General features: G+C 64.4%; 28 protein-coding genes. 14 read left to right on the top strand and 14 right to left on the bottom strand.

Annotated features, from left to right (window positions below):
- Positions 1–10: 10 nt before the first annotated feature.
- Entirely contained in the window at positions 11–1,399 is a 1,389-nt protein-coding gene (gene rimO, locus K9B33_RS00265; protein ID WP_224546266.1) for a 30S ribosomal protein S12 methylthiotransferase RimO, read from the top strand.
- Between the two features lie 118 nt (positions 1,400–1,517).
- Here the strand turns inward: rimO and K9B33_RS00260 are convergent, their stop codons facing one another.
- Positions 1,518–2,351 carry a DUF4163 domain-containing protein gene (locus K9B33_RS00260; protein ID WP_224545791.1) on the bottom strand — a complete coding sequence of 278 codons (834 nt, stop codon included), beginning with the start codon at positions 2,349–2,351 and terminating at the stop codon, positions 1,518–1,520.
- Positions 2,351–2,551 carry a hypothetical protein gene (locus K9B33_RS00255; protein WP_224545789.1) on the bottom strand — a complete coding sequence of 67 codons (201 nt, stop codon included), beginning with the start codon at positions 2,549–2,551 and terminating at the stop codon, positions 2,351–2,353. Before K9B33_RS00255 ends, K9B33_RS00260 begins: the two co-directional genes overlap by 1 nt.
- A 141-nt stretch (positions 2,552–2,692) precedes the next feature.
- On the opposite strand from K9B33_RS00255, the gene K9B33_RS00250 reads away from it, so the two are divergent.
- Genes K9B33_RS00250 through argC form a run of 4 tightly spaced genes read left to right on the top strand, consistent with a single transcriptional unit; the run spans position 2,693 to position 6,355 of the window.
- Complete coding sequence (locus tag K9B33_RS00250; protein WP_224545787.1) at positions 2,693–4,090, top strand: leucyl aminopeptidase family protein; 1,398 nt, start codon at positions 2,693–2,695, stop codon at positions 4,088–4,090.
- 60 nt (positions 4,091–4,150) lie between these two features.
- Positions 4,151–4,546 carry a MarR family transcriptional regulator gene (locus K9B33_RS00245; RefSeq protein WP_224545785.1) on the top strand — a complete coding sequence of 132 codons (396 nt, stop codon included), beginning with the start codon at positions 4,151–4,153 and terminating at the stop codon, positions 4,544–4,546.
- Positions 4,506–5,414 carry a C40 family peptidase gene (locus K9B33_RS00240; protein ID WP_224545784.1) on the top strand — a complete coding sequence of 303 codons (909 nt, stop codon included), beginning with the start codon at positions 4,506–4,508 and terminating at the stop codon, positions 5,412–5,414. Before K9B33_RS00245 ends, K9B33_RS00240 begins: the two co-directional genes overlap by 41 nt.
- The gene (gene argC / locus K9B33_RS00235; RefSeq protein ID WP_224545782.1) at positions 5,411–6,355 is read left to right on the top strand and encodes an N-acetyl-gamma-glutamyl-phosphate reductase; all 945 of its coding nucleotides are present in this window, start codon (positions 5,411–5,413) and stop codon (positions 6,353–6,355) included. The genes K9B33_RS00240 and argC overlap by 4 nt, the downstream gene beginning before the upstream one ends.
- Positions 6,356–6,371: 16 nt before the next feature.
- Here the strand turns inward: argC and K9B33_RS00230 are convergent, their stop codons facing one another.
- A complete protein-coding gene (locus K9B33_RS00230; RefSeq protein WP_224545780.1) occupies positions 6,372–6,581 on the bottom strand; it encodes a hypothetical protein in 210 nt (69 codons plus the stop codon).
- Between the two features lie 260 nt (positions 6,582–6,841).
- Between K9B33_RS00230 and K9B33_RS00225 the strand changes: the two genes are divergently transcribed.
- Both K9B33_RS00225 and K9B33_RS00220 read left to right on the top strand, forming a co-directional pair.
- Positions 6,842–7,015 carry a hypothetical protein gene (locus K9B33_RS00225; RefSeq protein ID WP_224545778.1) on the top strand — a complete coding sequence of 58 codons (174 nt, stop codon included), beginning with the start codon at positions 6,842–6,844 and terminating at the stop codon, positions 7,013–7,015.
- Between the two features lie 51 nt (positions 7,016–7,066).
- The gene (locus K9B33_RS00220; protein WP_224545776.1) at positions 7,067–8,392 is read left to right on the top strand and encodes a PQQ-dependent sugar dehydrogenase; all 1,326 of its coding nucleotides are present in this window, start codon (positions 7,067–7,069) and stop codon (positions 8,390–8,392) included.
- Positions 8,393–8,432: 40 nt separating this feature from the next.
- Here the strand turns inward: K9B33_RS00220 and K9B33_RS00215 are convergent, their stop codons facing one another.
- Positions 8,433–9,251 carry an ATP-binding protein gene (locus K9B33_RS00215; RefSeq protein ID WP_224545774.1) on the bottom strand — a complete coding sequence of 273 codons (819 nt, stop codon included), beginning with the start codon at positions 9,249–9,251 and terminating at the stop codon, positions 8,433–8,435.
- A gap of 143 nt (positions 9,252–9,394) precedes the next feature.
- On the opposite strand from K9B33_RS00215, the gene K9B33_RS00210 reads away from it, so the two are divergent.
- Positions 9,395–10,348 (top strand): L-threonylcarbamoyladenylate synthase, encoded by a 954-nt coding sequence (locus K9B33_RS00210; protein ID WP_224545772.1) that lies wholly within the window; start codon positions 9,395–9,397, stop codon positions 10,346–10,348.
- A 109-nt stretch (positions 10,349–10,457) separates the two neighbouring features.
- Here K9B33_RS00210 and K9B33_RS00205 read toward each other — a convergent pair whose 3' ends face one another.
- From K9B33_RS00205 to K9B33_RS00175, 7 genes are all read right to left on the bottom strand, one after another.
- Positions 10,458–10,721, bottom strand: coding sequence for a hypothetical protein (locus tag K9B33_RS00205; protein ID WP_224545770.1), 264 nt, complete (start codon positions 10,719–10,721; stop codon positions 10,458–10,460).
- Positions 10,722–10,817: 96 nt separating this feature from the next.
- Positions 10,818–11,351, bottom strand: a complete 534-nt coding sequence (msrA, locus tag K9B33_RS00200; protein ID WP_224545768.1) for a peptide-methionine (S)-S-oxide reductase MsrA — start codon at positions 11,349–11,351, stop codon at positions 10,818–10,820.
- Between the two features lie 40 nt (positions 11,352–11,391).
- On the bottom strand, positions 11,392–13,098 hold the full coding sequence (locus K9B33_RS00195) for a long-chain-fatty-acid--CoA ligase (protein WP_224545766.1): 1,707 nt from the start codon (positions 13,096–13,098) through the stop codon (positions 11,392–11,394).
- A 137-nt stretch (positions 13,099–13,235) separates the two neighbouring features.
- On the bottom strand, positions 13,236–13,919 hold the full coding sequence (locus tag K9B33_RS00190; protein WP_224546264.1) for a DUF1013 domain-containing protein: 684 nt from the start codon (positions 13,917–13,919) through the stop codon (positions 13,236–13,238).
- A 144-nt stretch (positions 13,920–14,063) separates the two neighbouring features.
- Positions 14,064–15,092 carry a glycosyltransferase family 4 protein gene (locus K9B33_RS00185; protein ID WP_224545764.1) on the bottom strand — a complete coding sequence of 343 codons (1,029 nt, stop codon included), beginning with the start codon at positions 15,090–15,092 and terminating at the stop codon, positions 14,064–14,066.
- Positions 15,093–15,217: 125 nt separating this feature from the next.
- Entirely contained in the window at positions 15,218–16,090 is an 873-nt protein-coding gene (locus tag K9B33_RS00180) for a UDP-2,3-diacylglucosamine diphosphatase (protein ID WP_224545762.1), read from the bottom strand.
- 415 nt (positions 16,091–16,505) lie between these two features.
- A complete protein-coding gene (locus K9B33_RS00175; RefSeq protein WP_224545760.1) occupies positions 16,506–17,510 on the bottom strand; it encodes an NAD(P)H-quinone oxidoreductase in 1,005 nt (334 codons plus the stop codon).
- 103 nt (positions 17,511–17,613) lie between these two features.
- On the opposite strand from K9B33_RS00175, the gene K9B33_RS00170 reads away from it, so the two are divergent.
- Together K9B33_RS00170 and clpA are read left to right on the top strand one after the other, a co-directional pair.
- A complete protein-coding gene (locus tag K9B33_RS00170; RefSeq protein ID WP_224545758.1) occupies positions 17,614–17,811 on the top strand; it encodes a DUF1192 domain-containing protein in 198 nt (65 codons plus the stop codon).
- Positions 17,812–17,964: 153 nt separating this feature from the next.
- The gene (gene clpA / locus K9B33_RS00165) at positions 17,965–20,298 is read left to right on the top strand and encodes an ATP-dependent Clp protease ATP-binding subunit ClpA (RefSeq protein ID WP_224545756.1); all 2,334 of its coding nucleotides are present in this window, start codon (positions 17,965–17,967) and stop codon (positions 20,296–20,298) included.
- 142 nt (positions 20,299–20,440) lie between these two features.
- Here clpA and K9B33_RS00160 read toward each other — a convergent pair whose 3' ends face one another.
- On the bottom strand, positions 20,441–20,833 hold the full coding sequence (locus K9B33_RS00160) for a hypothetical protein (RefSeq protein ID WP_224545755.1): 393 nt from the start codon (positions 20,831–20,833) through the stop codon (positions 20,441–20,443).
- A 160-nt stretch (positions 20,834–20,993) separates the two neighbouring features.
- On the opposite strand from K9B33_RS00160, the gene K9B33_RS00155 reads away from it, so the two are divergent.
- The 3 genes from K9B33_RS00155 (at position 20,994) to K9B33_RS00145 (ending at position 22,934) form a co-directional block, all read left to right on the top strand.
- Complete coding sequence (locus K9B33_RS00155; RefSeq protein WP_224545753.1) at positions 20,994–21,488, top strand: hypothetical protein; 495 nt, start codon at positions 20,994–20,996, stop codon at positions 21,486–21,488.
- On the top strand, positions 21,489–22,235 hold the full coding sequence (locus tag K9B33_RS00150; protein ID WP_224545751.1) for a hypothetical protein: 747 nt from the start codon (positions 21,489–21,491) through the stop codon (positions 22,233–22,235). It abuts the gene before it with no gap.
- A 69-nt stretch (positions 22,236–22,304) separates the two neighbouring features.
- Positions 22,305–22,934, top strand: coding sequence for a glutathione S-transferase family protein (locus tag K9B33_RS00145; protein ID WP_224545749.1), 630 nt, complete (start codon positions 22,305–22,307; stop codon positions 22,932–22,934).
- Positions 22,935–23,059: 125 nt separating this feature from the next.
- On the opposite strand, the gene K9B33_RS00140 is transcribed toward K9B33_RS00145, so the two are convergent.
- On the bottom strand, positions 23,060–23,794 hold the full coding sequence (locus K9B33_RS00140) for a Bax inhibitor-1 family protein (RefSeq protein ID WP_224545747.1): 735 nt from the start codon (positions 23,792–23,794) through the stop codon (positions 23,060–23,062).
- A 123-nt stretch (positions 23,795–23,917) separates the two neighbouring features.
- Between K9B33_RS00140 and thpR the strand changes: the two genes are divergently transcribed.
- Positions 23,918–24,475, top strand: a complete 558-nt coding sequence (gene thpR / locus K9B33_RS00135; RefSeq protein WP_224545744.1) for an RNA 2',3'-cyclic phosphodiesterase — start codon at positions 23,918–23,920, stop codon at positions 24,473–24,475.
- 90 nt (positions 24,476–24,565) lie between these two features.
- Here thpR and K9B33_RS00130 read toward each other — a convergent pair whose 3' ends face one another.
- On the bottom strand, positions 24,566–25,102 hold the full coding sequence (locus K9B33_RS00130; protein ID WP_224545743.1) for a superoxide dismutase family protein: 537 nt from the start codon (positions 25,100–25,102) through the stop codon (positions 24,566–24,568).
- Between the last annotated feature and the right edge of the window lie 381 nt (positions 25,103–25,483).

The raw sequence follows: 25,483 nt of genomic DNA, 5'->3' as shown, positions 1-25,483 counted from the left end.
AAAAATCCCTATGTGCGCGACCATCATGGCAACCAAATTTCCTGACGCGCCGAAGATCGGCATGGTTTCGCTCGGCTGTCCCAAGAATCTGGTCGACTCAGAGCGTATCCTGACCAAGCTGCGTTCCGACGGCTATCAGATGTCCCCCGACTATGCCGGCGCCGACGTCGTGCTGGTCAACACCTGCGGCTTCCTCGATTCCGCCAAGGAGGAATCGCTCGAAGCAATCGGCGAGGCGATGGCCGAAAATGGCCGCGTGATCGTGACCGGCTGCATGGGCGACGAGGCGGATGTCATCCGTGCGAAATTCCCGCAGGTGCTGGCCGTTACCGGCGCGCATCAATATGAGCAGGTGGTCAATGCGGTGCATGACGCGTCGCCGCCCATCCCCAACGCCTTTGTCGACCTGGTGCCCGAGGGTGGCCTGAAGCTGACGCCGCGTCACTACAGTTATTTGAAGATTTCGGAGGGCTGCAACCATCGCTGCTCCTTCTGCATCATCCCTTCGATCCGGGGCGATCTGGTGTCGCGACGCATCGACGCAGTGCTGCGCGAGGCGGAAAAGCTGGTGCAGGCGGGCACCAAGGAATTGCTGGTCATCAGCCAGGACACGTCGGCCTATGGTGTCGATACCCGGCACGAGCCGCGCCTGTGGAAGGGCCGCGAGGTCCGCGCGCATATGACCGACATGGCGCGCGAACTGGGTCAGTTGCGGACGGCGGACGGCGTCGCGCCGTGGGTGCGGCTGCACTATGTCTATCCCTATCCCCATGTCGATCAGGTCATCCCGCTGATGGCCGACGGGCTGCTGACGCCCTATCTCGACATCCCGTTCCAGCACGCCGCCCCGAGCGTGCTCAAAGCCATGAAGCGCCCCGCCAACGAGGCCAAGGTGCTGGACCGCATCCATAAATGGCGGGCGATTTGTCCCGACATCACGATCCGGTCGACCTTCGTCGTCGGCTTCCCCGGCGAGACCGAGGCGGATTTCCAATATCTGCTCGACTGGCTGGACGAAGCACAGCTCGACCGCGTCGGCGCCTTCCGCTTCGAGCCGGTCGAAGGCGCGCCGGCCAATGCCTTGCCGGGCGCGGTGCCCGAAGAGGTCAAGGAAGAACGCTACCAGCGCATCATGGCAAAGACCGCCGCGATCAGCGCCGCCAAGTTGCAGGCGAAGACCGGCCGCACCCTGCCCGTCATCCTGGACGAAGTGGGCGAACCGGACGAGGAAGACGGCAGCATCGGCGCCACAGCGCGCAGCCAGGCGGATGCGCCGGAGATCGACGGCAGTGTCTTCCTGCGTGATGTAGGCGAAGGGCGCAAGGCGGGCGATATCTTCGACGTCGTGATCGAGGATGCCGACGAGCATGACCTTTATGGGGTGCCTGTTCAGGACTGAAAGGCGATGAGCCTGGTTCGTAAATTACGGCATGTGTTCGCGCGAAGGCGGGCACCCAGTTCAGACGGCGGGACTGGATTCCCGCCTTCGCGGGAACATGTTCAGTTTGAGCCACAGGTTACGGCGCCACAAACCCGTCCTGATATTCGGTCTTGATCGCCTTGCGCATGGCGGCGTCGACCGGCAGCGGCACCTCATAGCTGCCTTCCGCATAGGGACCGGCATTATACGGGCCGACGACCACGGTGATGCTGTCGATCAGCTTGCCGTCCTTGGACGTCGGCACCAGTATCTGCTCCATCGGGTCGATGCATTTGGTGAATTCGTCGTCGCCGCGCACTACCGGTTCACCGCGCTTTTCCGCGCGCTGCTTGTCGAGTGCGGCGCAGAAGGGCGCGCGGATCGCCGCTGCGAAAGCGGTCGGCGACGTCATCACCGCCTTGACGCTCGTCTCGCGCTTGCGCGCCTTGTCCCAGAGCAACGCCTCATAGCCGGTCATGCCGTGCGCGCCGCCGGTATAGACATAGCTTTCAGACTGGAGCGCCAGGAAGCGCGGCGTGTCGGCGGTGACGCGCCATCGGGTTTCCACGCTATGGGGCCGGAAGGGAAAGCCCGACTCCTTGGCGGCAGCACTGTCTTCCTTCGCCATGGCAAGCGCGTCGGCCTTGGACGATGCCCGTTCCTTCGCGAACTTCTCCACCAGAAAGGGCACCGCCGCGGCCTGCGCCGGATAGGCGTAGGAAAATTCCAGGAAAGCGTTTTTGTCCTTCTCGGCAAAAGGCTTGGCCGGAGGCGCAGGCGGCTCCGCACCGACCATATTCCCGACGAAACGAGAAGCGGCTGCGTTGGCCGTGGCGTTGCCAGCGCCATTATCCTGCGCTGGCGTGCAGGCGGCGGCCAGCAAGGCCGCCGCCGGAATCAGTGCCCTGCCGCCCATACCTCCTGCCCGCATCAATGCGCCTGCGCCGCGCGGCAACGTTCCCCAACCGCCTTGCGCGCATAATCGCTGTCGAGCGCCCGCGCGGCATTCGACCAGCCTTCGGCGATCAGCGCCTGCTGGACGGCATTGCTATTGTCGAATTTGCCTGTCTCGGCCAGCGTATAGGCGCGCGCCCTGGCAGCCTGAAGGCTGCGGTCATCACCATGAATCATCGTCCATCTCCTTATTGTCTATACCCCCGAATCTAGGCCTGCGCGGTTCACAGCGCAAATGAAGAAAGGGTCGAACGTGTCGGGTGCGCGATGAAAAAATTGCGCTTTCCATCCGCGATCCCTTTCCCTTACACCCGCGCAATGACCGATTTTTCCGACCTGCTCAAAGCCGACAACCAGCAACCCGCCCGATCGATCCAGCTTGTCGACGCCAAGGGCTATGACGCCTGGCTGGCGGCCCGGCCGGCGTCGGTGCGCGCCATGATCGTGGCGCAGAAATTCAAAGGCCATGCGAACGACGTCGCGATCCTTCCGGGCGGGGGCGACGATGACTGGTCGGTGGTCGCCGGCGTCGCCAATAGCGACACGCTGGGATCATGGTGCCTCGCGCGGGCGGCCGAAAGCCTGCCTGAAGGCGTCTATCGGCTGGCGGATGGATCGGCCGGGGCCGCGGCGCTGGGCTGGCTGACGGCGCAATATCGCTTCGACCGCTATCGCCGGGACGATCCGCCGGCCGGCGCCCGCATCCTGCTGACTGCGGATGTCGCCCGGATCGCGCCAACGGTGCAACTGGCGCAGGCCGTCGCGCTGGTCCGCGACCTGGTCAACACCCCCGCCGCCGATATGGGGCCGCCCGACCTGGAAGCCGCGGTGGAGAAAGTGGCCGTCGCCTTCAACGCGAGCGTAACGACCACACGCGGCGATGCGCTGGAGCAGGGCTATCCGATGATCCACGCGGTCGGCAAGGCCGCGGACAAGGGCTTCGCCCCGCGCCTGATCGAGCTGATGTGGGGGGATCCCGCCGCGCCGCGCATCGCGATCGTGGGCAAGGGCATCTGTTTCGACAGCGGCGGGCTGGATATCAAGCCGTCGTCGGGGATGCGCCTGATGAAGAAGGATATGGGCGGCGCGGCCCATGCGCTGGCGCTGGCGCAACTCATCATGGCGGCGCGACTGCCGGTGCGGCTGCATCTGCTGATCCCGGCGGCGGAAAATGCGATCGCGGGCAATGCCTTCCGCCCCGGCGACATATTGCGCAGTCGCAAGGGGTTGAGTGTCGAGATCGGCAATACCGATGCCGAAGGCCGGCTGGTGCTGGGCGATGCGCTGACCCGAGCGGGCGAGGACAAGCCGGAACTGATCGTCGATTTCGCGACCCTGACCGGCGCGGCGCGGGTGGCGGTCGGCCCCGACCTGCCCGCCTTGTTCGCCAATGACGATGCGCTGGCGGCCGATATGGCTGCGGCCGGCGGCGAGGTGGACGATCCGACCTGGCGGCTGCCGCTATGGGACGGCTATGCCGACATGCTGAAGTCCGATGTCGCGGACCTCAACAATGCAGGTGAAGGCGGCTTTGCCGGCGCGATTACCGCTGCACTCTTCCTCAAGCGCTTCATCCCCGACGATACGCCCTGGCTGCATCTCGACACCTTCGCCTGGCGTCCCTCGCCGAAACCAGGCCGGCCCAAGGGCGGCGAGGCGCTGGGACTGCGCGCGGTTTTCCGCCTGTTGCAGCAGAGCTATGGGCGCAGCGGATAAAGGCCGCGATTGCGTCGCGTCCGTTACGCAACCGGATTGGGAATCGTGCGTTGAGGTGACATGAACGCGCTCTCCGCCACCGACATCGACCGCCCCGGGCTGCAACCGCTGGGCCAGTGGATGCGCACGCTCGTCGACTATGTCCGATCGGGCAAGCCCGACCTCACCAACCGCCAGATGGCCCTGATGATGACCGTCTATATCGGTTCCGGCCCGCATACGGTGCGCGGCCTGGCCGAAGCGCTGCATGTGTCGAAGCCGGTCATCACCCGCGCGCTGAACAAGCTTTCGGCGCTCGGCTACCTCCGTCGGGAGCGTGATGTGGCGGACCGTCGCAATATTTTCATCACCCGGACGCCAAAAGGCGCGGAATTTCTTGACGCCTTTCACCATTTCATCGCAGGAACCGCGCGCGATGAACGGCATAATTACACCCCTGCGGAACGGACCGCCTGAACGAACCCGCTTCGAGCTTGACGGCCGTTCGGTAGCGCTTGACCGCCGCATCCATGCGGCGCGGGGCGATCTCGCCGATCTGGCGCTCGCCGGCGTCCTCTTTTCCGCCCATTATGCGCGCGCGGTGCCCCTCACCTGCGTCGCGCCCGGCGCAGGCATATTTTCGGCCGCCGCACCGACTTCGGAAACCGTCAGCGAGTTGCTGCGCGGCGAAATCTTCCATGCGCTCGACGTGATGACCGACTGGGCCTGGGGCTTTTGCGGCCACGACGGCTATGTCGGCTATATCCGCCGCGATGCGCTCGATGTGCTGGAAACACCCAGCCACCGCATCATCGTGGAAAGCGCCCCGCTGTTCAGCGCGCCGGACATCAAGTCGCCGATCGCCGACCATTGGCCGGGCGGCGCGTTGTTTTCCGGAGAGGTCCAGGGCAGCTTCGTCGCCTGCGCCGAGGGATTCATCCATGTGCGTCATGCCGAACCCGTCGAGGCGAAGCCGGCCGACTGGGTTGCCGTGGCCGAACGCTATCTGGGACAGCCCTATATATGGGGCGGACGCGGCCATCGCGGCATCGATTGTTCTGGCCTGGTGCAGGTCGCCCTGGGCCAGGCGGGGATCAGCGTCCCGCGCGATACCGACCTGCAATGCGAAGGCATCGGTTCGCCGATCGACAGCGATGCAGCGCTCAAGCGCGGAGATCTGGTCTTCTTCCCCGGCCATGTCGGCATCATGACCGACGCCAGAACGCTGCTGCACGCCAATGCCCATTGGATGACCGTGGTGAAGGAGCCACTGGCGGACGTCGTCGCCCGACTGGCCGACGCGCACCCGCAGCCGATCATCGCCCGGCGGAGGATCAGCGCATGAGCATCAACGTCTTCATCGACGGCGGTCACGGCACCACCGGCATCGAGATCGCCGACCGGCTGGCGGGTCGCCCCGAATTGTCGCTGATCACCGTGCCGGAAGACAAGCGCAGGGATGCCGGCGCGCGCCGTGATGCGCTCAACGCCGCCGACATCGTCATCCTCTGCCTGCCCGACGACGCCGCGCGCGAAGCGGTATCGCTGATCGACAATGATCGCACCCGCGTCATCGACGCATCGACCGCGCATCGCGTGGCCGATGGCTGGACCTATGGCTTCCCCGAGCTGGAACCGCACCATCGCGAAGTGCTGGCCAACAGCCGCTTCGTCGCCAATCCCGGCTGCTGGCCGACAGGTTTCCTGGCGTTGGTCCGCCCGCTGGTGTTGACTGGCTTGCTCCCGGCCGACTGGCCGGTGACGGTATCAGGCGCATCGGGCTACTCTGGCGGTGGCAAGGCAATGATCGCGGATTATGAGGGCGCCGACGGCGCACCCAGCGCCTTCCGTCCCTATGGCCTGGCCCTGGGCCACAAGCATGTACCGGAAATGACCCGCTATTCGGGCCTGACCCACCCGCCGCTGTTCGCGCCCGCGGTGGCCAACGCCTATCGCGGCATGATCGTGGAAGTGCCGTTGCAGTTGCGGGCGATGCCGGGCGTGCCTGCGCTGGCCGACATCCATGCCGCTCTTGCCGCCGCTTATGCCGGGTCGCAAATCGTCAGCGTGGCATCGCTGGAGGACAGCCTGAGCATCGGCCAGGTGGCGTTGGAGCATGTCGGCGCGACCGACCGGCTGGCGCTCTTCGTCTGCGGCAGCACCGACAGCGGGCAGGCCCGGCTGGTGGCGGCGCTCGACAATCTGGGCAAGGGCGCGGCCGGCGCGGCGGTGCAAAATCTCAACATCCTGGCGGGCCTGCCCGAAACCGCGGGCCTTCGGTTGTAACTGCGGCCGTGGATTTTTAGTGGATGGTGCCGAGCGGCTGGTCATAGGTCAGCAGCACGATGAGCCGCTCGATCTGGCGCCAGTGACAGAAATGAATATGGTTGCCCTGATCCAGGCTGCGGTCGGCGCGCGCCGCAGCCTCATAGCCGGCATTGTCGCCGAAAGCCGCCATCAGCTCGGTCGCATCCTCATAGCTCTTTCGGTTCGAAAGATATGGCAACTGCATTGCAACCCCCGATTATTCTTGGCGACCTTATTATGGCAACCACCATTCAATCGCCGTGCCATTTCAATGCTTTGACGCGAGCAGCCGGTTTGAAGGGTGAATCCCGCATTAGCGAAGTCCCGTTATGGACCATGAGTCCCGCAGCGGGACGATCCTTCCCGAAACGGGCCTTCCCGAAACGGGCCTTCCCGAAATGGAGCGGTGCCGACGCGCGGCCAAAGCCGCTGGCCTTGTCGCGCGGTCCATGGCAAGGGGCAGCCATGACCAAGGAGACGAAAAACCCGACCGGCGCTGGCGCAATCATCGCCTTCCTGATCCTGGCCGGCACGATCGGCGGCGGCCTGCTGGGCCAGCCTAGTATCGGCCTGCTGGCGGGCGCGGGCGCGGGCGTGGTGATCGCCATCCTGCTCTGGCTGCGCGAACGCCGCAAATAAGGCGCAAACGCCGCCTTGCCCGCCGCCCTGCCTCCGCATAGATGTGGGCGCATGAAGAAGCATATCATCGCCCTTGTCGTCATCGCGCTCCTGATCGCGGGCGGCGTTTTCCTCTACCTTGCCCAGGGCAATACCGCCGAACTCCCACCGGGCGCGGATACGGGTCGCGAGCCGGTGTTCACCACCCCGCGCAACGAGATGCTGCCGACGGTCAACATCGCCGAGGTCAAGCCGTGGCGCGGCGATGAAAAGCCCGTCGCCGCCAAGGGGCTGAGCGTGGCACGCTATGCCGATGGCCTGGCCCATCCACGCTCGCTGTTGCGGCTGCCCAATGGCGATGTGCTGGTGGCTGAAACCAACAGCCCGCCGCGGCCCAAGGGCGGGATCGTCAGCCGGGTGATGAGCTATCTGATGGACAAGGCGGGGGCCGGCGTGCCATCGGCCAATCGCATCACGCTGCTGCGCGACGTCGATGGCGACGGGCGGGCGGAAACCAAGACCGCTTTCCTGACGGGCCTCAATTCCCCCTATGGCATGGCGCTGATCGGCGACACGCTCTACGTCGCGAACACGGACGCGTTGCTGGCCTTTCCTTACAAGGCAGGCGATATCAGGATCACCGCCAAGGGTCGCAAGATCATAGACCTGCCTGCGCAGGCGCCCAACCAGCATTGGACCAAAAGCCTGACAGCCAGCCCCGAAGGGTTGCTCTATGTCGGTGTCGGCTCCAACAGCAATATCGCCGACAATGGGCTGGAGGTAGAGAAGGGGCGCGCCCTCGTCCTCGAAGTCAATCCAAGGACCGGCTATAAGCGCATCTTCGCATCGGGCCTGCGCAATCCGGTGGGCCTCGCCATCGAACCCAAGAGCGGCGCGCTGTGGGGCGTGGTCAACGAGCGCGACATGCTGGGCGGCGATCTGGTCCCCGACTATCTGACGCGGGTGGAGTTCGGCGCCTTCTACGGCTGGCCCTGGAATTACTGGGGCGGCTATGAGGATCGCCGCGTCCAGCCGCAGCGCCCGGAAATCCGGGAATATACCCACCGGCCCGACTATGCGCTCGGCAATCATGTCGCGCCGCTGGGCCTGACCTTCGCCGACAAGCTGCAACTGGGCGCGCCCTACACCGACGGGGCGATCGTGGGCCTGCACGGCAGTTGGAACCGCAAGCCGGCGGCGGGCTACAAAGTGGTCTATGTCGGCTTCGTCGATGGCGAGGCGGGCAAGGCCAAGCCTGTAGACCTGCTGACCGGCTTCCTCGACAAGAATGGCGCTGCGCATGGCCGGCCGGTCGACGTCACCGCCGACGCCAAGGGCGCGCTGCTGGTCAGTGACGATGTCGGCGGCGTGGTCTGGCGAGTGACGAAGGCGCAGTGATGGCAATCATCCGTTCGCTTCGAGCGAACGGATGCAGGCTTTACACGCTCAACCCGTTGCGCCCGGCCAGTTCGACCACATATTGCCAGGCGACACGGCCCGACCGGCTGCCGCGCTGGGTCGCCCACTGGATCGCCTCCAGCGGGTCGAACGCCAAGCCCAGCTTGTTCGCATAGCCGCCGACGATCGCGACATAGGCATCCTGATCCAGCGCATGGAAACCGAGGCTGAGGCCGAAGCGGTCAGACAGCGCCATCTTGTCGTCCACGACATCGCGCGGATTGATGGGATCGTCCTGTTCCGACAGGTGCCGCGGCACGATATGGCGGCGGTTGGACGTCACATAGAGGCGGACATTGGCGGGCCGCGCCGCCGTTCCCCCCTGCAACAGTGATCGCAACGCCCGCGCATCGCCGACGCCCTGCTCCTCGAATCCCAGATCGTCGAGGAACAGGATGAAGGGCCGCTGCGTGGCGCGCAACAGAGAGAAGAGCGCGGGCAGGCTCGCCAGTTCATCGATCGCGCATTGCATCAGGGCGATATCCTGCCCCTCCTGCTGCAACAGCCCGACGACGGACGCGACCGCGGCCGACTTGCCCGTACCCCGCGCGCCCCATAGCAGCACGTCATGCGCGGCATGGCCGGCGGCATGACGGCGGCTATTGTCCAGCAACGCTCCCTTCTGCGCTTCGATCCCGGTCAGCAACGCATAATCCACCGGCGCGAACGCCTCCACCCCATGGATCGCCCTCCCGTCCCAGACATAGGCGGGAGAAGCGTTCAGATCGGCCGAGGAAGGGGGCGGCGGCGCGAGCCGTTCCAGCGCTTGCGCGATGCGGGTGAGAAGAGCGTCAGTCATGGCGGGGACTTAACCGCCGATCCACGACGCCGCAAGCGTCCGCGCGATTGGTTCACGCCTGTCGCCACCAGGTCGCGACCATGTCATTTCCCTGACGCAATGGCCTTTTACTTGCCCAAGGCGGGGTCTATATCGCAGGGGTCGTGACTATCGCTCATCCATCATTTTCGACCAGATCCTGCCGCTATGGCACCGAAGCCCTGCGCGAGGCGGCCTTGCTGATCCGTGCGGGGGAGCCGGTGGCGGTGCCGACCGAGACGGTCTACGGACTGGCCGCCGACGCCACCGACAGCAATGCCGTCGCCGCAATCTACAGCGCCAAGGGACGGCCCAGCTTCAATCCGCTGATCGTTCATGTCGCCGATCGCGCCATGGCGGAGCGGCTGGCCGATTTCTCGCCCGTCGCCAGCGTTCTGGCCGACCGCTTCTGGCCGGGTCCGCTGACTTTGGTGTTGCCGGTGCGCAGCGACAGCGGCCTGTCGCCGCTGGTGACAGCGGGGCTGCCGACGGTCGCGCTGCGCCTGCCCGCTCATCCGGCGATGCGCGCGTTGATCCGCGAAAGCGGCTGTCCCCTCGCCGCGCCTTCCGCCAATCGCAGCGGTTCGATCAGCCCGACCTGCGCCGAACATGTACTCGCCAGCCTGGGTGGCAAGATCCGGATGATATTGGACGAAGGGCCGACGAGCGAGGGGCTGGAATCCACCATCGCCGCGCCCGCAGAGGATCGCGTCCGCCTTCTACGCCCCGGCCCTGTCACGACTGCGATGCTGGAAGAGGCGACCGGACTGCCGGTGATCGTGACCGATGACGGCAAGATCGAGGCGCCCGGCCAGCTCGAAAGCCATTATGCGCCGTCCAAGCCGGTGCGCTTGAACGCACTCCGGGCGGAAAAGGACGAATATCTGATCGGCTTCGGGCTGATGCCCTGCCATATCAACCTCAGTCAGGAGGCGGACATGCGCGAGGCTGCGGCCCATCTGTTCGCCGCGCTGCATTTCGCCGATGCCAGCGCCGCGACCCGCATCGCCGTGGCGCCGATCCCGCCCGACGGCATCGGCGCGGCGATCAACGACCGACTGCGCCGCGCCGCGGCATGATCCACCGCCTAGCTGGTCGCGTCTGGTAACGCCATTTTGGGCCACTTCCCCGCCCGCAACACATATCCACCGCCCTGTTTCACACGGCAGCAATTCGCGTTCATTCCAGTCAACCGCAATTATCGTAGCCGGCCTCGCGGCACTGTTTGCGCCGTTCCTGGTCCGCCTTCTTGCGCTCCTTGCCCTCGCGCGCTTCCTGCTTGCGCATCTTGCGGCCATAATTGCGGTCGGCTTCGCTCTGGCTGGTTGTCGACCAGTCCACGACCTGAGCTCCCGCGCGCACGGGCGCCGTCACGACGCTCGCGACCGTGCGCACGCACCCCGGCAGCGCCAACAGCAAAAAGGGCGTCGCCAGCAAAACCAACTTCTTCATCGTCCATCCCCGACTGTGCGTTCGCGCTTCCCTAGCATAGGCGACAGGAACCGCCCACCAAGGACGGCGCGAAACGCGACAGGCCGTGGCGAATGATCAGCCATCGATCCGGGCGGCGAAGCCCTTGCGCAGCTTGGCGAGCTTGGGTGGGATCACCGCCATGCAATAGGGGTTCCGGTCGCCGACCCGGTCCCAATATTTCTGGTGATAATCCTCGGCCGGATACCAGGGCGCGTCCGGTTCGATCGTGGTGACGATCGGGTCGCTCTGGTCCGCCTGCGCCCGGCCTATGCCCGCGCGCGCTTCCGTGTCCTGGCTGGTCGAATGGGGAAAGATGGCCGACCGATATTGGGTGCCGACATCATTGCCCTGACGGTTCAAAGTCGTGGGATTATGGGTGGCGAAAAAGATGTCGAGCAGATCGGCATAGCTGATGACGGCGGGGTCATAGGTGATGCGGATCGCCTCGGCATGGCCGGTAGCGCCCGAACAGACCTGTTCATAGGTGGGATCGGGCTGCGCCCCGCCGATATAGCCGCTTTCCACGCTCTCCACGCCCTTGAGATTCTGATAGACCGCTTCGGTACACCAGAAGCAGCCACCGGCCAGCGTCGCGATTTCCTGCGCCATGTTCATTCCTTATCTGTGGTCGCCCCTCAGATAGGAAGGATCAGGCCACGGTTCCAGCCTCCGCCCGTGCCGCATCCGCCTTGGCCCGCTCTTCGGCCACCAGTTCCTTGCGCGACAGCTTGCCGACCAGCGTCTTGGGCAGGTTCAAGCGCACCTCTACCTCGCACACCCGCTCATGCTTGCCCAGTTGGGGGTTGAGCCAGTCCTTGAGCGCCGCGCCGTCGATCTCCGCGCCTTCGTTCAGGGTTACGAACGCCTTGGGCTGCTCGCCGCGATAATGGTCGGGGATGCCGATCACCAGCGCCTCCTTGACCGCGGGATGGTGGTAGAGAACCGATTCCACCTGACTGGGAAACACCTTGAAGCCACCGACCGCGATCATGTCCTTGAGCCGGTCCACGATCTTCACATAGCCGTCCTCGTCGATCAGGCCGACATCCCCGGTGCGGACATATTCGCCGACAAACACTTCGGCATCGGCGTCGGGCCGGTTCCAATAGCCCTTCATGATCTGCGGCCCGGCGAAAAGCAGTTCGCCCGGCTCGCCTTCGGGCGGCGGGCGGGTCGGGTCTTCGCGATCGACCAGCTTGACCCGCGTCCCCGGCACCGGCTGGCCTACCGTCCCGCTCTTGTTCAGCCCCTCATAGGGATTGGTGCAGACGATCGGGCTGGTTTCGGTCAGACCATAGCCTTCGATCAGACGCGCGCCGGTCGCCGCCTCGAATTTCTGCTTCAGTTCCAGCGCCAGCGGCGCGCCGCCCGAAATGCAGGCGCGCAGCGAGGAAAAATCGATATTGCGGATGGCGGGATGGTCCAGCAGCGCCTGGAACATGGTCGGCACGCCGGGCAGCGACGTCGCCTTGACCCGCTGCACCGCCGCCAGCACCTGCGCCGCGTCGAAGCGCGGCAGCATGACCATCTCGCCGCCATTCACCACCGTCCGGTTGAGCGTGCAGGTATTGGCGAAGACATGGAAGAAGGGCAGCACCGCGATGATCCGGTCCGGCTCGTTCGCATGCGGATCGATCGCCTGCGCCTGCCGCGCATTGGCGGTGAGGTTCTGGTGGGTGAGCATCGCGCCCTTGGGCGTACCGGTCGTCCCGCCGGTATATTGCAACAGCGCCACGTCATTGACCGGGTCGATTTCCGGCACGGTGCAGCCACCCGCATTGGCGATCAACTGGTCATAGCGCATCACCCGCGGATCGTGCGGCAAGGGCGTGGACTCGCTGGCCTTGAACCAGCGGAACAGCAGCGACTTGACCGGCGACAGCATCTCCGCGACCGAACCGACGACCAGCGTTTCCAGTTCGCTATGCTCCAACACCTCCAGCGCGGTGGGCAACAACGCCTTGGCCGACAGGGTGAAAAGGATTTTCGTGCCGCTATCCGCAACCTGATGCTCCAGTTCGGCGGCGGTATAGAGAGGGGAGAAGTTGACGACGATCGCGCCGGCCATCAGCGCGCCATAATAGGCCGCGACATAATGCGGGGTGTTGGGCAGATAGAGGCCGACCCGGTCTCCCTTCTTCACGCCCATGCCCTGCAAGCCACAGGCGATGCGGCGAATCTGTTCCAGCATCGCGCCATAGCTGAAATGCCGCCCCATGAAGTCGATCATCGGGGCATCGGGATGCGCCTTAACGCTATGAGTCACCATCTCGCCCATCGACAGCGGTGGGAATGTCTGGTCCCAGGCCGTCGGGTGCTGGTACCGCTCTCTCCAGGTTTTTTCCATGCTCTCCATGGCTTGAAGTGTATGGACATGTCCCGCTTTACGCAAGCGTCAAGCACAGCAAAAAGGGCCGCGCAGCATCAGCCGCGCGACCCCGAAAAATGCTGCGTCGCAGCGACTTAACCCAAGTCGCCGATGACGCTACGGCATCACACCTCGCCCTTGTTGCTGCTGAACGGATCGAGGATGGTGGCCGTGCTGGAAATCAGGTCGGCCTCGGTCTTCAACGCCTCTTCGGCACGGCGAACAGTCTCCTGCCGCTCGCGACGCAATTCCTCGATCAGCGCTTCGCGGTCGCCGTCCAGGCGCGAATCGGTGGGCGCCTCGATACCCGCCTTCTTGGCCGCCTTGGCAACCAGCCCGTCCAGCTCGCGCTGCGAACACAGGCCCAGCGTCACAGGATCTTTGGGGGTGATGTTGGAGATGTTCCAGTGGGTGCGATCGCGGATCGCGGCGATGGTGGTGCGCGTGGTGCCGATCAACTTGCCGATCGCGCCGTCCGAAATCTCCGGATGATGACGCAGTATCCAGGCGATGCCGTCCGGCTTGTCCTGACGCTTGCTGACGGGCGTGTAGCGCGGCCCCTTGGTGCGGCGGACAGGCTCCGGCCCCTTCAGCATCTTGAGCCGATAGTCGGGATTGTTCTCGCCCTTGTGGATTTCTTCCATAGTGATTTCATGGGCGCGTACCGGATCGCGGCCGGTGTATTTGATGCTGGCGGTGTCGTCGGCGATAGCCTGCACTTCCAGAATATGAAGCCCACAGAATTCCGCGATCTGGTCGAAGCTCAGAGCGCTATTGTCGACCAGCCAGCTGGCGGTCGCGTGAGGCATGAGGGGCTGGGACACGGGGTCTTCTCCGGCGTAAAAACGATAAGGGCCGCCCAAGCAGGGCGGCCACGACGGATCAGAGATAGAACATCCCGCTGCGTGCGGCAACAGAATCCTTGGGAAAAGCATCGCCCCCCGGGAATAGCGTCAGGCGGCGCTTTCGATCAGTGTCGCCGGGATCGCGTGCAGACCCTCCAGAAACTCGCGCGCGCTGCGCTCCCAACTGAAGCTCTGTCCATAAGCGGCGCAGGCGGCGCGATCGCACGACAATGCGGCGGCGATCGCCTGCCCCAGATCTTCCGACAGCGCTCCGCTGTCCGCCGTCACGATATCGATTGGCCCGGTGACCGGATAGGCCGCAACCGGCGTGCCGCAGGCCAGCGCTTCGATCATCACCAGCCCGAACGTATCGGTGCGGCTGGGAAAGACGAACACATCCGCCCCGGCATAGGCGCCCGCCAGCGCCGCGCCGAACATCGGCCCCAGGAAGCGGGCCTGCGGATAGGCACGCTCCAGCGTCGCGCGCACCGGCCCGTCGCCGACAACGACCTTGGTGCCGGCATGATCCGTGGCGAGGAACGCCTCCAGATTCTTCTCCACCGCGACCCGCCCGACATAGAGCATGATCGGGCGCGGCAGGTTCGCGAACGCTTCGGGCGGCGGTGCATCGGGGGTGAAGGCGGCCAGATCGACCCCCCGCCCCCATGGCCGCACATTGGGCACGCCATGGGCGCGCAACTGGTCGCGCACAGATCGGGTCGACACCAGCACCGCCTGCGCCGGCCCATGGAACCAGCGGATATACCGCCAGAACCAGGCCGCAGGCAGGCCGGTGCGCTGTGCGACATAGTCGGGAAAATGGGTGTGGTAGGCGGTGGTGAACGGCACGCCGCTGCGCAGGCACCAGCGCCGCGCCGCCAGGCAGAGCGGCCCTTCCGTCGCCAGATGCACCGCATCGGGCTGGAACGCGGCGATCGCCTGCCCCACCACGGTCGACCGGACCAGCGCCAGCCGGATTTCGGGATAGGTCGGGCAGGGAATGGAGCCATAGAGATCGGGCGAAATGATCTCGACCACATGCCCCATCCGCTCCAGTTCGGCGCGGATCGTCTGGAGCGTGCGCACCACGCCATTGACCTGCGGACTCCAGGCATCGGTGACGATCGCTATGCGCATGGGGATCATTCCTTATTCACCTGCGGCCGTTATTCACCTGCGGCCGTTCGTGTCGAGCGCAGTCGAGAAACGGTTAGCGCATCTCTTGCGATGCTCGACTTGGTACGAGGCAGTCAGCCATCATATCAGGCCGCCATCCGCGCCCGCGCGTCCTGTTCTTCCTGCTCGCGCCTGGCGATCTCGTCGGCCCAGTGCAGCACTTCCATCCGCCCGTCGCCATGTTCCACCAGCGCCGTGCAACCCTCGACCCAGTCGCCGTCATTATAATAGTCGATGCCCTCTATCTCGCGCATCTCGGCATTGTGGATATGACCGCACACCACGCCATCGACTCCGCGCGCGCCGGCCTCATGCGCCACCACTTCCTCGAAGCGGGAAATGAAGGACACGGCGTTCTTGACCTTGTGCTTGGCCATTTTGGAAAGCGACCAATAGGGCAGTCCCATGCGCTGGCGCACGGCATTGACCACGACATTGAGCCGCATCAGCGTCGTGTAGGCCGCGTCGCCGACGAAGGCCAACCAGCGATGCGCCAGCATGATCGTGTCGAACTCGTCGCCATGCAACACCAGCAGCTTGCGCCCGTCCGCGGTCGTGTGGATCGCCTTGCGCCGGATTTCGACGCCGCCAAAGCTCATGCCGGTGAACTGGCGGAACATCTCGTCATGATTGCCGGGGATGTAGACGACCCGCGTGCCGCGCTTGGCGCGCTTCATCAGGCGCCAGACCACGTCATTATGGCTGGCCGGCCAGTAGAAGCGCTTCTTGAGACGCCATCCGTCGATGATGTCGCCCACCAGATAGATGGTGTCGCTGTCCACAGTGTCGAGGAAGTCGATCAGCATCGCGGCATTGCAGCCGCGCGTGCCGAGGTGGATGTCGGAAATCCAGATGGTGCGATAGCGGCGCCGCTGCCCTTCCCGTTCAGGGATATGGAAGCGGTCGTCCGCGCCCTCTTCCAGCTCGCTCAGGAAGGGCAGGCGGGTAATGGTGTTCATGATACGATCCCCAAAGACCAATGTCCTTGGGAGCGAATCCTTAAGCGCGCAATGTTACAGTTCCGAAGAGAATATGACGGAAATGCTACGGTTTGCGAGGGTTGACCGGAGGAGCGCGCCTCATTTCATTCGTCATGCTGAACTTGTTTCAGCATCCATCGCGCGGCACCAACCTTCCCTCGATTTGGCAAAATGGACCCTGAGCCGAAGGCCAGCGCAGCTAAACAAGTTCAGGGTGACGTTTCCCTTTTTTCATCCGCAGCATGAGGACGTCGGCTCACGACTTTTGGCTCATCGGGATCAACATATCCCTTACACTCGCAGGCGGTGCACCACATTTCCCCGTCACCATCCCAGTGATAACCGATGAGATGTCCGCAACGCTTACAGCCTTCGGGTTCGCTAATGACCCCCATCAAACCACCAGCACGATCTTCCCGAAATGCTCGCCCGCATCCATCCGCGCATGGGCCTTGGCCGCATCCGCCAGCGCGAACTTCCGGTCCATCGCCGGGCGCAGCTTCCCCTCGCCCACGAAAGACCACACCGTCCGCATCAGTTCGTCCGCGACCAGACTCTTGAAACCCACCGACCGCGCCCGCAGCGTCGATCCGGTGATGGTCAGCCGCTTACTCATGATCGCCGGGATGAAAATCTCCGCCTTCGCCCCGCCCAGCACCGCGATCGACACATGCCGTCCATCCTCGGCCAGACAAGCCAGGTTGCGCGGCACATAATCGCCGCCGACCATGTCGAGCACCGCCTGCACCCCCTGCCCGCCAGTGATCGCCTTCACTTCCTCGACATAGTCCTGCGTCTTGTAATTGACCGCATGGTTCGCGCCCCATTCCAGCGCCTGCGCGCACTTCTCGTCCGACCCACAGGTCACGATCGCGCGCACGTCGAACAGGTTGCACAGCCGGATCGCCATGGTGCCGATGCCGCTGGTCCCGCCATGGACCAGTACCGTGTCGCCGCCCACCGCATAGGCGCGCTCGAACAAGTTGGTCCACACGGTGAACAGGGTTTCGGGCAGCGCCGCCGCCTCGGCCAGATCATAATCGTCGGGCAGCGGCAGGCATTGCCCCGCCGGCGCCACCGCATATTCGGCATAGCCTCCACCTGCCAGCAACGCGCACACCTTCTGCCCCACCAGCTTATCCGCGCCGCTGCCGGCCGACACGATGGTCCCGGCCACTTCCAGTCCCGGAATGTCGGAAGCGCCAGGCGGCGGAGGATATTTGCCCTGCCGTTGCAGCACGTCGGGCCGGTTGACGCCCGCGGCCGCAACCTTGATCAACACTTCGCCGTCGCCCGGCACCGGCACCGGCCGCCGCTCCGCCACCAGCGCTTCCGGCCCGCCCGGCGTGACGATCGCGATCGCCGTCATCTCGCCCGGTACTGCGCCCAAATCCGCCATGTCACTGCCCCCGGTCGTTAACCATGTTGCGCCGCACCAAAAATCGACGGACGGAACCTGCGCCCTTATTGACAGAGTGGCCCGCAGGGTCAACATTGGCGTCATGGACTTGGATGACGATCTGCCGAACAAGGGAGATGATCCGCTGGCCCGCCTGTTGAGGCAGGATCTGGGGCCTTTGTCCGTTGCCGAACTGGATGCCCGCATCGTCGCTCTGGAAACGGAAATCGCGCGCACCAGATCGATAAAGCAAAACGCCGTTAACCATAAGGCAAGTGCCGAGGCGTTATTCAGGCGATGAACCCGCGCCTTGCCCCCTGCGCCCTTAAGGGCACCATAGGGCTTGGGCAGTCAGGCAATTCCGCTGGTCGGGGCTGCGGCCTTGATCCGGCGTCGAGCAATGCCGACATATGGTTCGATACCGCCCCTTTTTGGGGCCAGGAGTAGAACAGACATGCCTTCATTCGCACCCGCTCTTGAAACCACCTTGCACAACGCGCTGACGCACGCGTCGGAGCGCAAGCATGAATATGCCACGCTGGAGCATCTCCTCCTGGCACTGATTGATGACGAACATGCGTCAAAGGTGATGCAGGCGTGCGGCGTGGAGCTGGGCGAACTGGGCGACGCCGTCACCCATTATCTCGACACCGAACTCGACAGCCTGAAGGTGGAGGGGTCCAGCGACCCGTCCCCCACCAGCGGTTTCCAGCGCGTGGTCCAGCGCGCCATCCTGCACGTCCAGTCGTCCGGCAAGGATGAAGTGACGGGCGCCAACGTGCTCGTCGCGCTCTTCTCCGAACGCGAATCCTATGCCGTCTATTTCCTGCAACAGCAGGATATGAGCCGCCTCGATGCCGTGAGCTTCATCAGCCATGGCGTCGGCAAGGGCACGCCCGCGCCCGAGCGTCAGGAGACCAAGGGCGCTTCCGAGGAGGAAAAAAAGGTGCAGGACGGCAAGGGTAAGAAGGATAGCGCCCTCGAACAGTTCACCGTCAACCTCAATGAGAAAGCGGGCCGTGGCAAGGTCGACCCGCTGATCGGCCGAACCGCTGAAGTGGATCGCACGATCCAGATCCTGTGCCGCCGCTCGAAGAACAACCCGCTCTATGTCGGCGATCCGGGCGTGGGCAAGACTGCGATCGCCGAAGGTCTGGCGCGCAAGATCGTGGAAGGAGAAGTCCCCGACGTCCTCAAGGAAGCCGTCATCTACTCGCTGGACATGGGCGCGCTTCTGGCCGGCACCCGCTATCGCGGCGACTTCGAGGAACGGCTGAAGGCGGTCGTGACCGAACTGGAAAAGATGCCGCACGCGGTCCTCTTCATCGACGAGATCCACACCGTGATCGGCGCGGGCGCCACCAGCGGCGGCGCGATGGATGCGTCCAACCTGCTGAAACCTGCTTTGTCGGGCGGCACGATCCGTTGCATCGGCTCGACCACCTATAAGGAGTTCCGCAACCATTTCGAAAAGGACCGCGCCCTGCTGCGCCGGTTCCAGAAGATCGACGTGAACGAGCCGACGATCGAGGATACGATAAAGATTCTCGCCGGCCTGCGCACCGCGTTCGAGGAGCATCACCACGTCAAATATACGCCGGATGCGATTAAGGCGGCGGTGGAGCTGTCGGCGCGCTACATCAACGACCGGAAATTGCCCGACAAGGCGATCGACGTAATCGACGAGGTCGGCGCCATGCAGATGCTCGTGGTGCCGTCCAAGCGCAAGAAGACCATCACGCCCAAGGAGATCGAGCAGGTCATCGCGACCATGGCCCGCATCCCCCCCAAGACGGTATCGTCCGACGACAAGACCGTGCTGAGTTCACTCACCACGGACCTTAAGCGTGTCGTGTTCGGCCAGGACAAGGCGATCGAAGTGCTGTCGTCGGCCATCAAACTGTCGCGCGCGGGGCTGCGCGATCCCGACAAGCCGATCGGCAACTATCTCTTCTCCGGCCCCACCGGCGTCGGCAAGACGGAGGTGGCGCGCCAGCTCGCCTCGATCATGGGCATCCCGCTCCAGCGCTTCGACATGTCGGAATATATGGAACGCCATTCGGTCAGCCGGCTGATCGGCGCGCCTCCGGGCTATGTCGGCTATGACCAGGGCGGCCTGCTGACCGATGCGGTCGACCAGCAACCGCACAGCGTGCTGCTGCTGGACGAGATCGAGAAGGCGCATCCCGACCTGTTCAACATCCTGTTGCAGGTGATGGATAATGGACGCCTGACCGATCACCACGGCAAGACCGTCGATTTCCGCAACACCATCCTCATCATGACCACCAATGCCGGTGCGTCGGACATGGCGAAGGAAAGCATCGGTTTCGGCGAGTTCACCCGCGAGGATGTGCAGGAAGACGCGGTAAAGAAGCTCTTCACTCCCGAATTCCGCAACCGCCTCGATGCGATCGTGCCGTTCGACTATCTGCCGACCGAAGTCGTCGCCCGCGTCATCGACAAGTTCGTGCTACAACTTGAGCTGCAACTGGCCGACCGCGACGTCCACATCACCCTGGACGACGACGCCAAGGCCTGGCTGACGAAGAAGGGCTATGACAAGCTGTACGGCGCCCGACCGATGGGCCGTTTGATGCAGGAAAAGATCAAGCAGCCGCTGGCCGAGGAACTGCTGTTTGGCAAGCTGGTCCATGGCGGCGAAGTCCATGTCCATATGAAGGAAGATGCCGACGGGGTGGGGGCGCTCGCCTTCCAGATCACCCCGGCCGCCCCCAAAAAGGGCAAGAAGGGCGGCAAGGCAAAGGCATCGGAAGGCACGAAGTAAGAGTCTTCACACGCGATGACGAAAGGGCGGCCCGCGAGGGTCGCTCTTTTCGTATGAAAATCCTTCTCCCCATGGGAGAAGGATATGTAGCCTTGGCAGCTTGTCGCCTAGGCGAAGTGGGAAGAGGGTGAAGCGGCGGCAATCACAATTGCGGCTTCAATGCCTCTACATGAACCACCTGCCGCCCCTCCAGCATGACCACATGGTCCATAAACAAACGGCCGGATTGCTGCCCTCGCCACACTTCTCTGCAAACCCAACCATGCGCCCAGCGATCCCCCGTCAATCCTTGCATGGCGACCACACAAAGGCGATCGTCGGCGATTTCCCACAGACCGGAAAACGAACTCGGCCCTCTGTTGTAGCGCGTGCCCCGCCATCGCCCGTCGTCGCGAAATTCTTCTTGAACGCCCGTATCCGTCCAGCCCGGCCGCTCATAACGGACCATATGCCCCACCAATGCGGATCGAATGTCAGAGGCGTTCAGTCTGGCCGTCCGGTCGTCGGCGGCGGAGGCAGCCTGCGCCATCGCCATGATCGCGACCGCAATCGAAAATTTCATCATGGGCGTCTCACGGTATCTTCATGGGAGCAGCTTACCAACTCCCCCCTCCCCCGTCCCCTGAATCTCTGCTACGTTTCCCTTCCCAGAAAAAAGGTCGCATCTCTTCCGTAACGATCAAGGAACAGATGTTGTGCGCAAACTCCTGACTTCGCGCCCCGCTCGCGGCGCATTTCTGCTTGCATCCTTCACTCTCCTCGCCGCCCCTGGCACCAGCCAGCAGGCATCCGGCCCCATTGCCCGCTACACGATCGACGCCGGCACCATGTCCGGCATGGCCGCCATGGCGGGTGGCGGCGGCGGCATGGGCGCGGCCATGAGCATGATGATGGGCGGCGGCCGCAACCAGCCACTCCACGAACTCGTCCTGCGCCTCGGCTCCACCCGCGCGCCCGCCAGCGGCGCGCCCGCCGCCGCTCATTTCATGCCCGCCGGCGCCGGCCTCGGCGCCTCCGTCCCGCTCGTCACGCCCCGCGTCGTCCCCAGCGACGATAAGCCCATGCCGGGCGAGCGCCCCAAGGGCCGGCTGCTCCTCTATTGGGGCTGCGGCGCCACGCCTGGTGCGGGCCAGCCGGTCGTGATCGACTTCGCCAAGGTCGCCAAGGGCCAGATGCCGCCCGGCCTCTAGATGAGTGGCGCATCGATTCCGCAGGAATGGCAAATCCGCGCCTCCAACAGCAAGACCTATGGCGACTGGCCCAACAGCCAGACGCGCAAGACCGTTCCCGCCAATGCCTCCCTGCTCGGCGACCATCGTATCAGCGGCAATTACAGCCCCGACATCGCCTTCAACCTGAAGCAGGACTTCATGCCCGCCATCACCGGCACCGCCCGCGCGATCGCCGGCGGCGCGACGATCCTAAGCTGGAACAGCCTGCCGCAGGCGACCGGCTATTACGCCTGGACCTTCGGCGCCAAGGAGAATGGCGACATGGTCTGGTGGGCCTCCTCGGCGACCCAGGCATTCGGTGGCCCGGTGTGGGACTGGATGTCACCCGCCGCCGTGCAGAAGATGATCGCGCAGAAAATCGTCATGCCGCCCAGCCAGACCAGTTGCACCGTCCCCGCCGCCGTCACCCAGGCGGGCGGAGAGATGCTGATGGGCAGCCTCTATGCCTATGGCCCAGAGGCCAATTTCACCTACCCGCCCCGCCCCGCCGACCCCAAGGCCGTATGGAAACCGGAATGGATCGCCCGCGTCCGCTATCGCGCCAACACCATGTGGATGCTGAACGGCCCGGACATGGGCAGCATGATGGGCCAGGCTGGCGATAACGGGGACGATGCACCGACCCAGCAGCAACAAAAGAAAAAGAAAAAATGTGGCGGCGGCCTAGGCGGGATGCTCGGCAGCGCCATGGGCGTGGGCTGCTGACCCAGAAAGAGGGTGGCGCCTGCCCGTCGCTTGCGCCACCTTCCTCGCCTCGATTCAGGAGAGAAGCCGATGCCCTCTGACCTCATCTTCTACACCAACCCGATGTCGCGCGGGCAGATCGTCCGCTGGATGCTGGAGGAGGTCGGCCAGGCCTATGACACGGTGATCCTCGATTATGCCGCGTCGATGAAGGCGCCCGACTATCTGGCGATCAATCCGATGGGCAAGGTGCCCGCCATCGTCCATGACGGCCGGGTCATCACCGAATGCGCCGCCATTTGCGCCTATCTGGCCGATGCCTTCCCGGCCGCGAACCTCGCCCCCGCGCTCGACCAGCGCCATGCCTATTACCGCTGGCTCTTCTTCGCCGCCGGCCCGGTCGAGGCCGCCGTGACCAACAAGGCGCTGGGCTTCGTCGTTCCCGAAGGCCGCGAGCGCACGGCCGGCTATGGCACATTCGAAGATACGATAGCCACCCTCGAAACGGCGGTCGCGAGCGACGCCTGGATTTGCGGCGACCAGTTTACCGCCGCCGATGTCTATGTCGGCTCGCAGATCGACTGGGGTCTGAGCTTCAAGTCCATCCCCTCCAGCCCCGCCCTGGAATCCTACGCCGCCCGCCTGCGCGAGCGCCCGGCCTACAAGCGGCAGAAAGAGATCGACGGCGCCCTCATCGCCGAAATGCAGAAGCAAGGCTGAGCGCGCACCTCGCTCCCTTCCCTGACGGGGGCCGCGAGCGAAGCGAACGTCCCGATTTTCGCACAACAAAAAGGCCCGGCGGATCGCTCCACCGGGCCTTTTGATCGGGCTTCACGCCTTAGCGATCAGCGGCGATCGCCGAACAGGCGCAGCAGGAACATGAACATGTTGATGAAGTCGAGATAGAGGTTCAGCGCCCCCATCACCACCGACTTGCCCATCATGTCCGTGCCCGCGACATGAGCATAGATGCTCTTGATCTTCTGCGTGTCATAAGCGGTCAGGCCCGCAAACAGCAGCACGCCGACGCCGCTGATGACCAGGCTCATCGCATTGGACTTCATGAAGATATTGATCAGGCTCGCCACCAGCAGGCCGACTACGCCCATGATCAGGAAAGTGCCGAAACCCGACAGATCCTTCTTGGTGGTGTAGCCCCACAGGCTGAGCCCTGCGAACGCCGCCGCGGTCGCGAAGAAGGTCTGCGCGATCGACGTACCGGTATAGGCCAGGAAAATATAGGATAGCGACACGCCCATCACCGCGGCATAGGCCCAGAACAGGCCCTGCGCAGCGACCGTCGACAAGCGATTGATGCCGAAGCTCAACACCATCACGAACAGCAGCGGCGCGAACATCACGATATATTTCAGGATGCCGGGACCGAAGAACACCGCTTCAGCCATGCCGCTCGACGCGAACAGCAGCGCGACGACGCCCGTCAGCAGCACGCCGCTCGCCATATAATTATACACCGACAGCATATAGCTGCGCAGCCCGGCGTCGAACGCCTCGCCGCGCGCAGCGGTGGCGCCGCCAAAGCCCGCAATGTCGGAACGGGGGTCGGACCAGTTGGCCATGAAAATCGTCTCCTTCACCGGCACGCTTTGCCGATATCTCCATTATCGGCGCATCGGCCGCGTGATTCAAGCCAAACCGGCACGGCCGGTGACGGATCGTGTCGATCGCCCTATATCTTCCCCATGCATCGCCTGTTCGTCGCCATCCGCCCGCCCGCCGATCAGCGCGCGAATCTTCTTTCCTTGATGGACGGCGTTGAAGGCGCGCGCTGGCAAGGCGACGATCAACTGCACCTGACGTTGCGCTTCATCGGTGAAGTCGACCGCCACCGCGCCAACGACCTCGCCGACGCCCTGGGCGCGATCCGCTTCGCTCCGTTCGACGTACATCTTTCGGGCGTCGGCGCGTTCGACCGCAAGGGCGTGGTTGATACGCTCTGGGCCGGTGGCAAACCGCGCGATCCCCTGGCGGCGCTGCATCGGAAAATAGATCGCGTCTGCGTTTCGGTCGGCCTGCTACCCGAAAGCCGCGCCTATCTGCCCCATGTCACCCTCGCCCGCTTCGGCCGGGCGGGCGGACTGATCGCTCCCTTTCTCGCCCGCCATGCCGCCCTGACCGGCGCGCTCTTTCGGGTCGATCGCTTCACCCTGTTCGAAAGCCGTCTCGGTCAGCAGCGCGCGATCTATCAGGCGATAGCGGATTACGCCGACGACGGCGCCGCGCAACCATCGCTGGACTGATCGTCCGATATCGAAAAGGCGCCCCGAAACCCAAAGCCCGAAGCGCCTTTCGAAAGCCTCATAACGTCAACCGCACAGACGGCGCGGCGGTCAGCCCGCCGCCAGCACGCCGCACGCCACGCGGCCACCGGCATTGCCGGCCGGATCGCTCATATTGTCGTCGGCTTGCGCATGCACGACCACCGCCGCGCCGTCGGTGTCGAGCAAAGGCGTCGCGCCCTCGCTGATCGCCGCGCCGGCGATATGATATTCGATCGCCCCGGTGCCATCCGGGCCTACCGTCATATTGGGCATGTCGCCCATATGCATGCCGGCGGGATTATCCTTGCCATGCTTGCGCGCGGTCGGGTTCCAATGGCCACCCGCGCTCGCGAAGTCGGGCGCAGCGCACTGGCCCGTGGTATGGATATGCACGGCGTGGATGCCAGGGGTCAGCCCCATCGCTTTGACCACGACGTGCAGACCGTCGCCCGCCTGGATCACGGTCGCCGTCCCGCGCGCAGTCCCGTCGGCCGCCGCCAGCTTGGCCGAAGCGGTCGGCGCAGCGCTGGGCGCGTCCGATGTGGTGGCGCAGGCGGATGCGGCCAGAACGATCGGCAAGGCGGTGAGAAGCGGAAGAATTTTCATGGATAGCTCCCAGGAAGGGCAAGATAAGGCGCTAACGCCGCTGAAGCGCTTTTGTTGCCCATCCGGATCGATTTGTCACCGTTCTTTTGATAAGCTTTCGCAAGAAGGCAATCGATGTGTATCTATCGCCCGTTGATCGCTGTCGACCGCATCTTTCTTACCGGCGCATCGATGCCGGGCGGACGGCGTTTCGTGGCGCACGGCACCCCGCCTATCGATCGTCAGGCTCGATGACATGGAAAGCGGACGGCTTGCTATACTGCGCCGCGTCGCGCGCAACGCGGGATGGCGACGCAGATGATCTGTGCGCCATGCTCTCTGGTGTTCGCCCAAGGGACCGGCGCGTCCATCGCGCAGGCTCGCTATTCGCCGCCGCATGTC

Source organism: Sphingobium sp. 3R8, from assembly GCF_020166615.1.
GTDB classification, from domain to species: domain Bacteria; phylum Pseudomonadota; class Alphaproteobacteria; order Sphingomonadales; family Sphingomonadaceae; genus Sphingobium; species Sphingobium bisphenolicum.
This window is presented reverse-complemented; position numbering and strand designations above follow the sequence as displayed.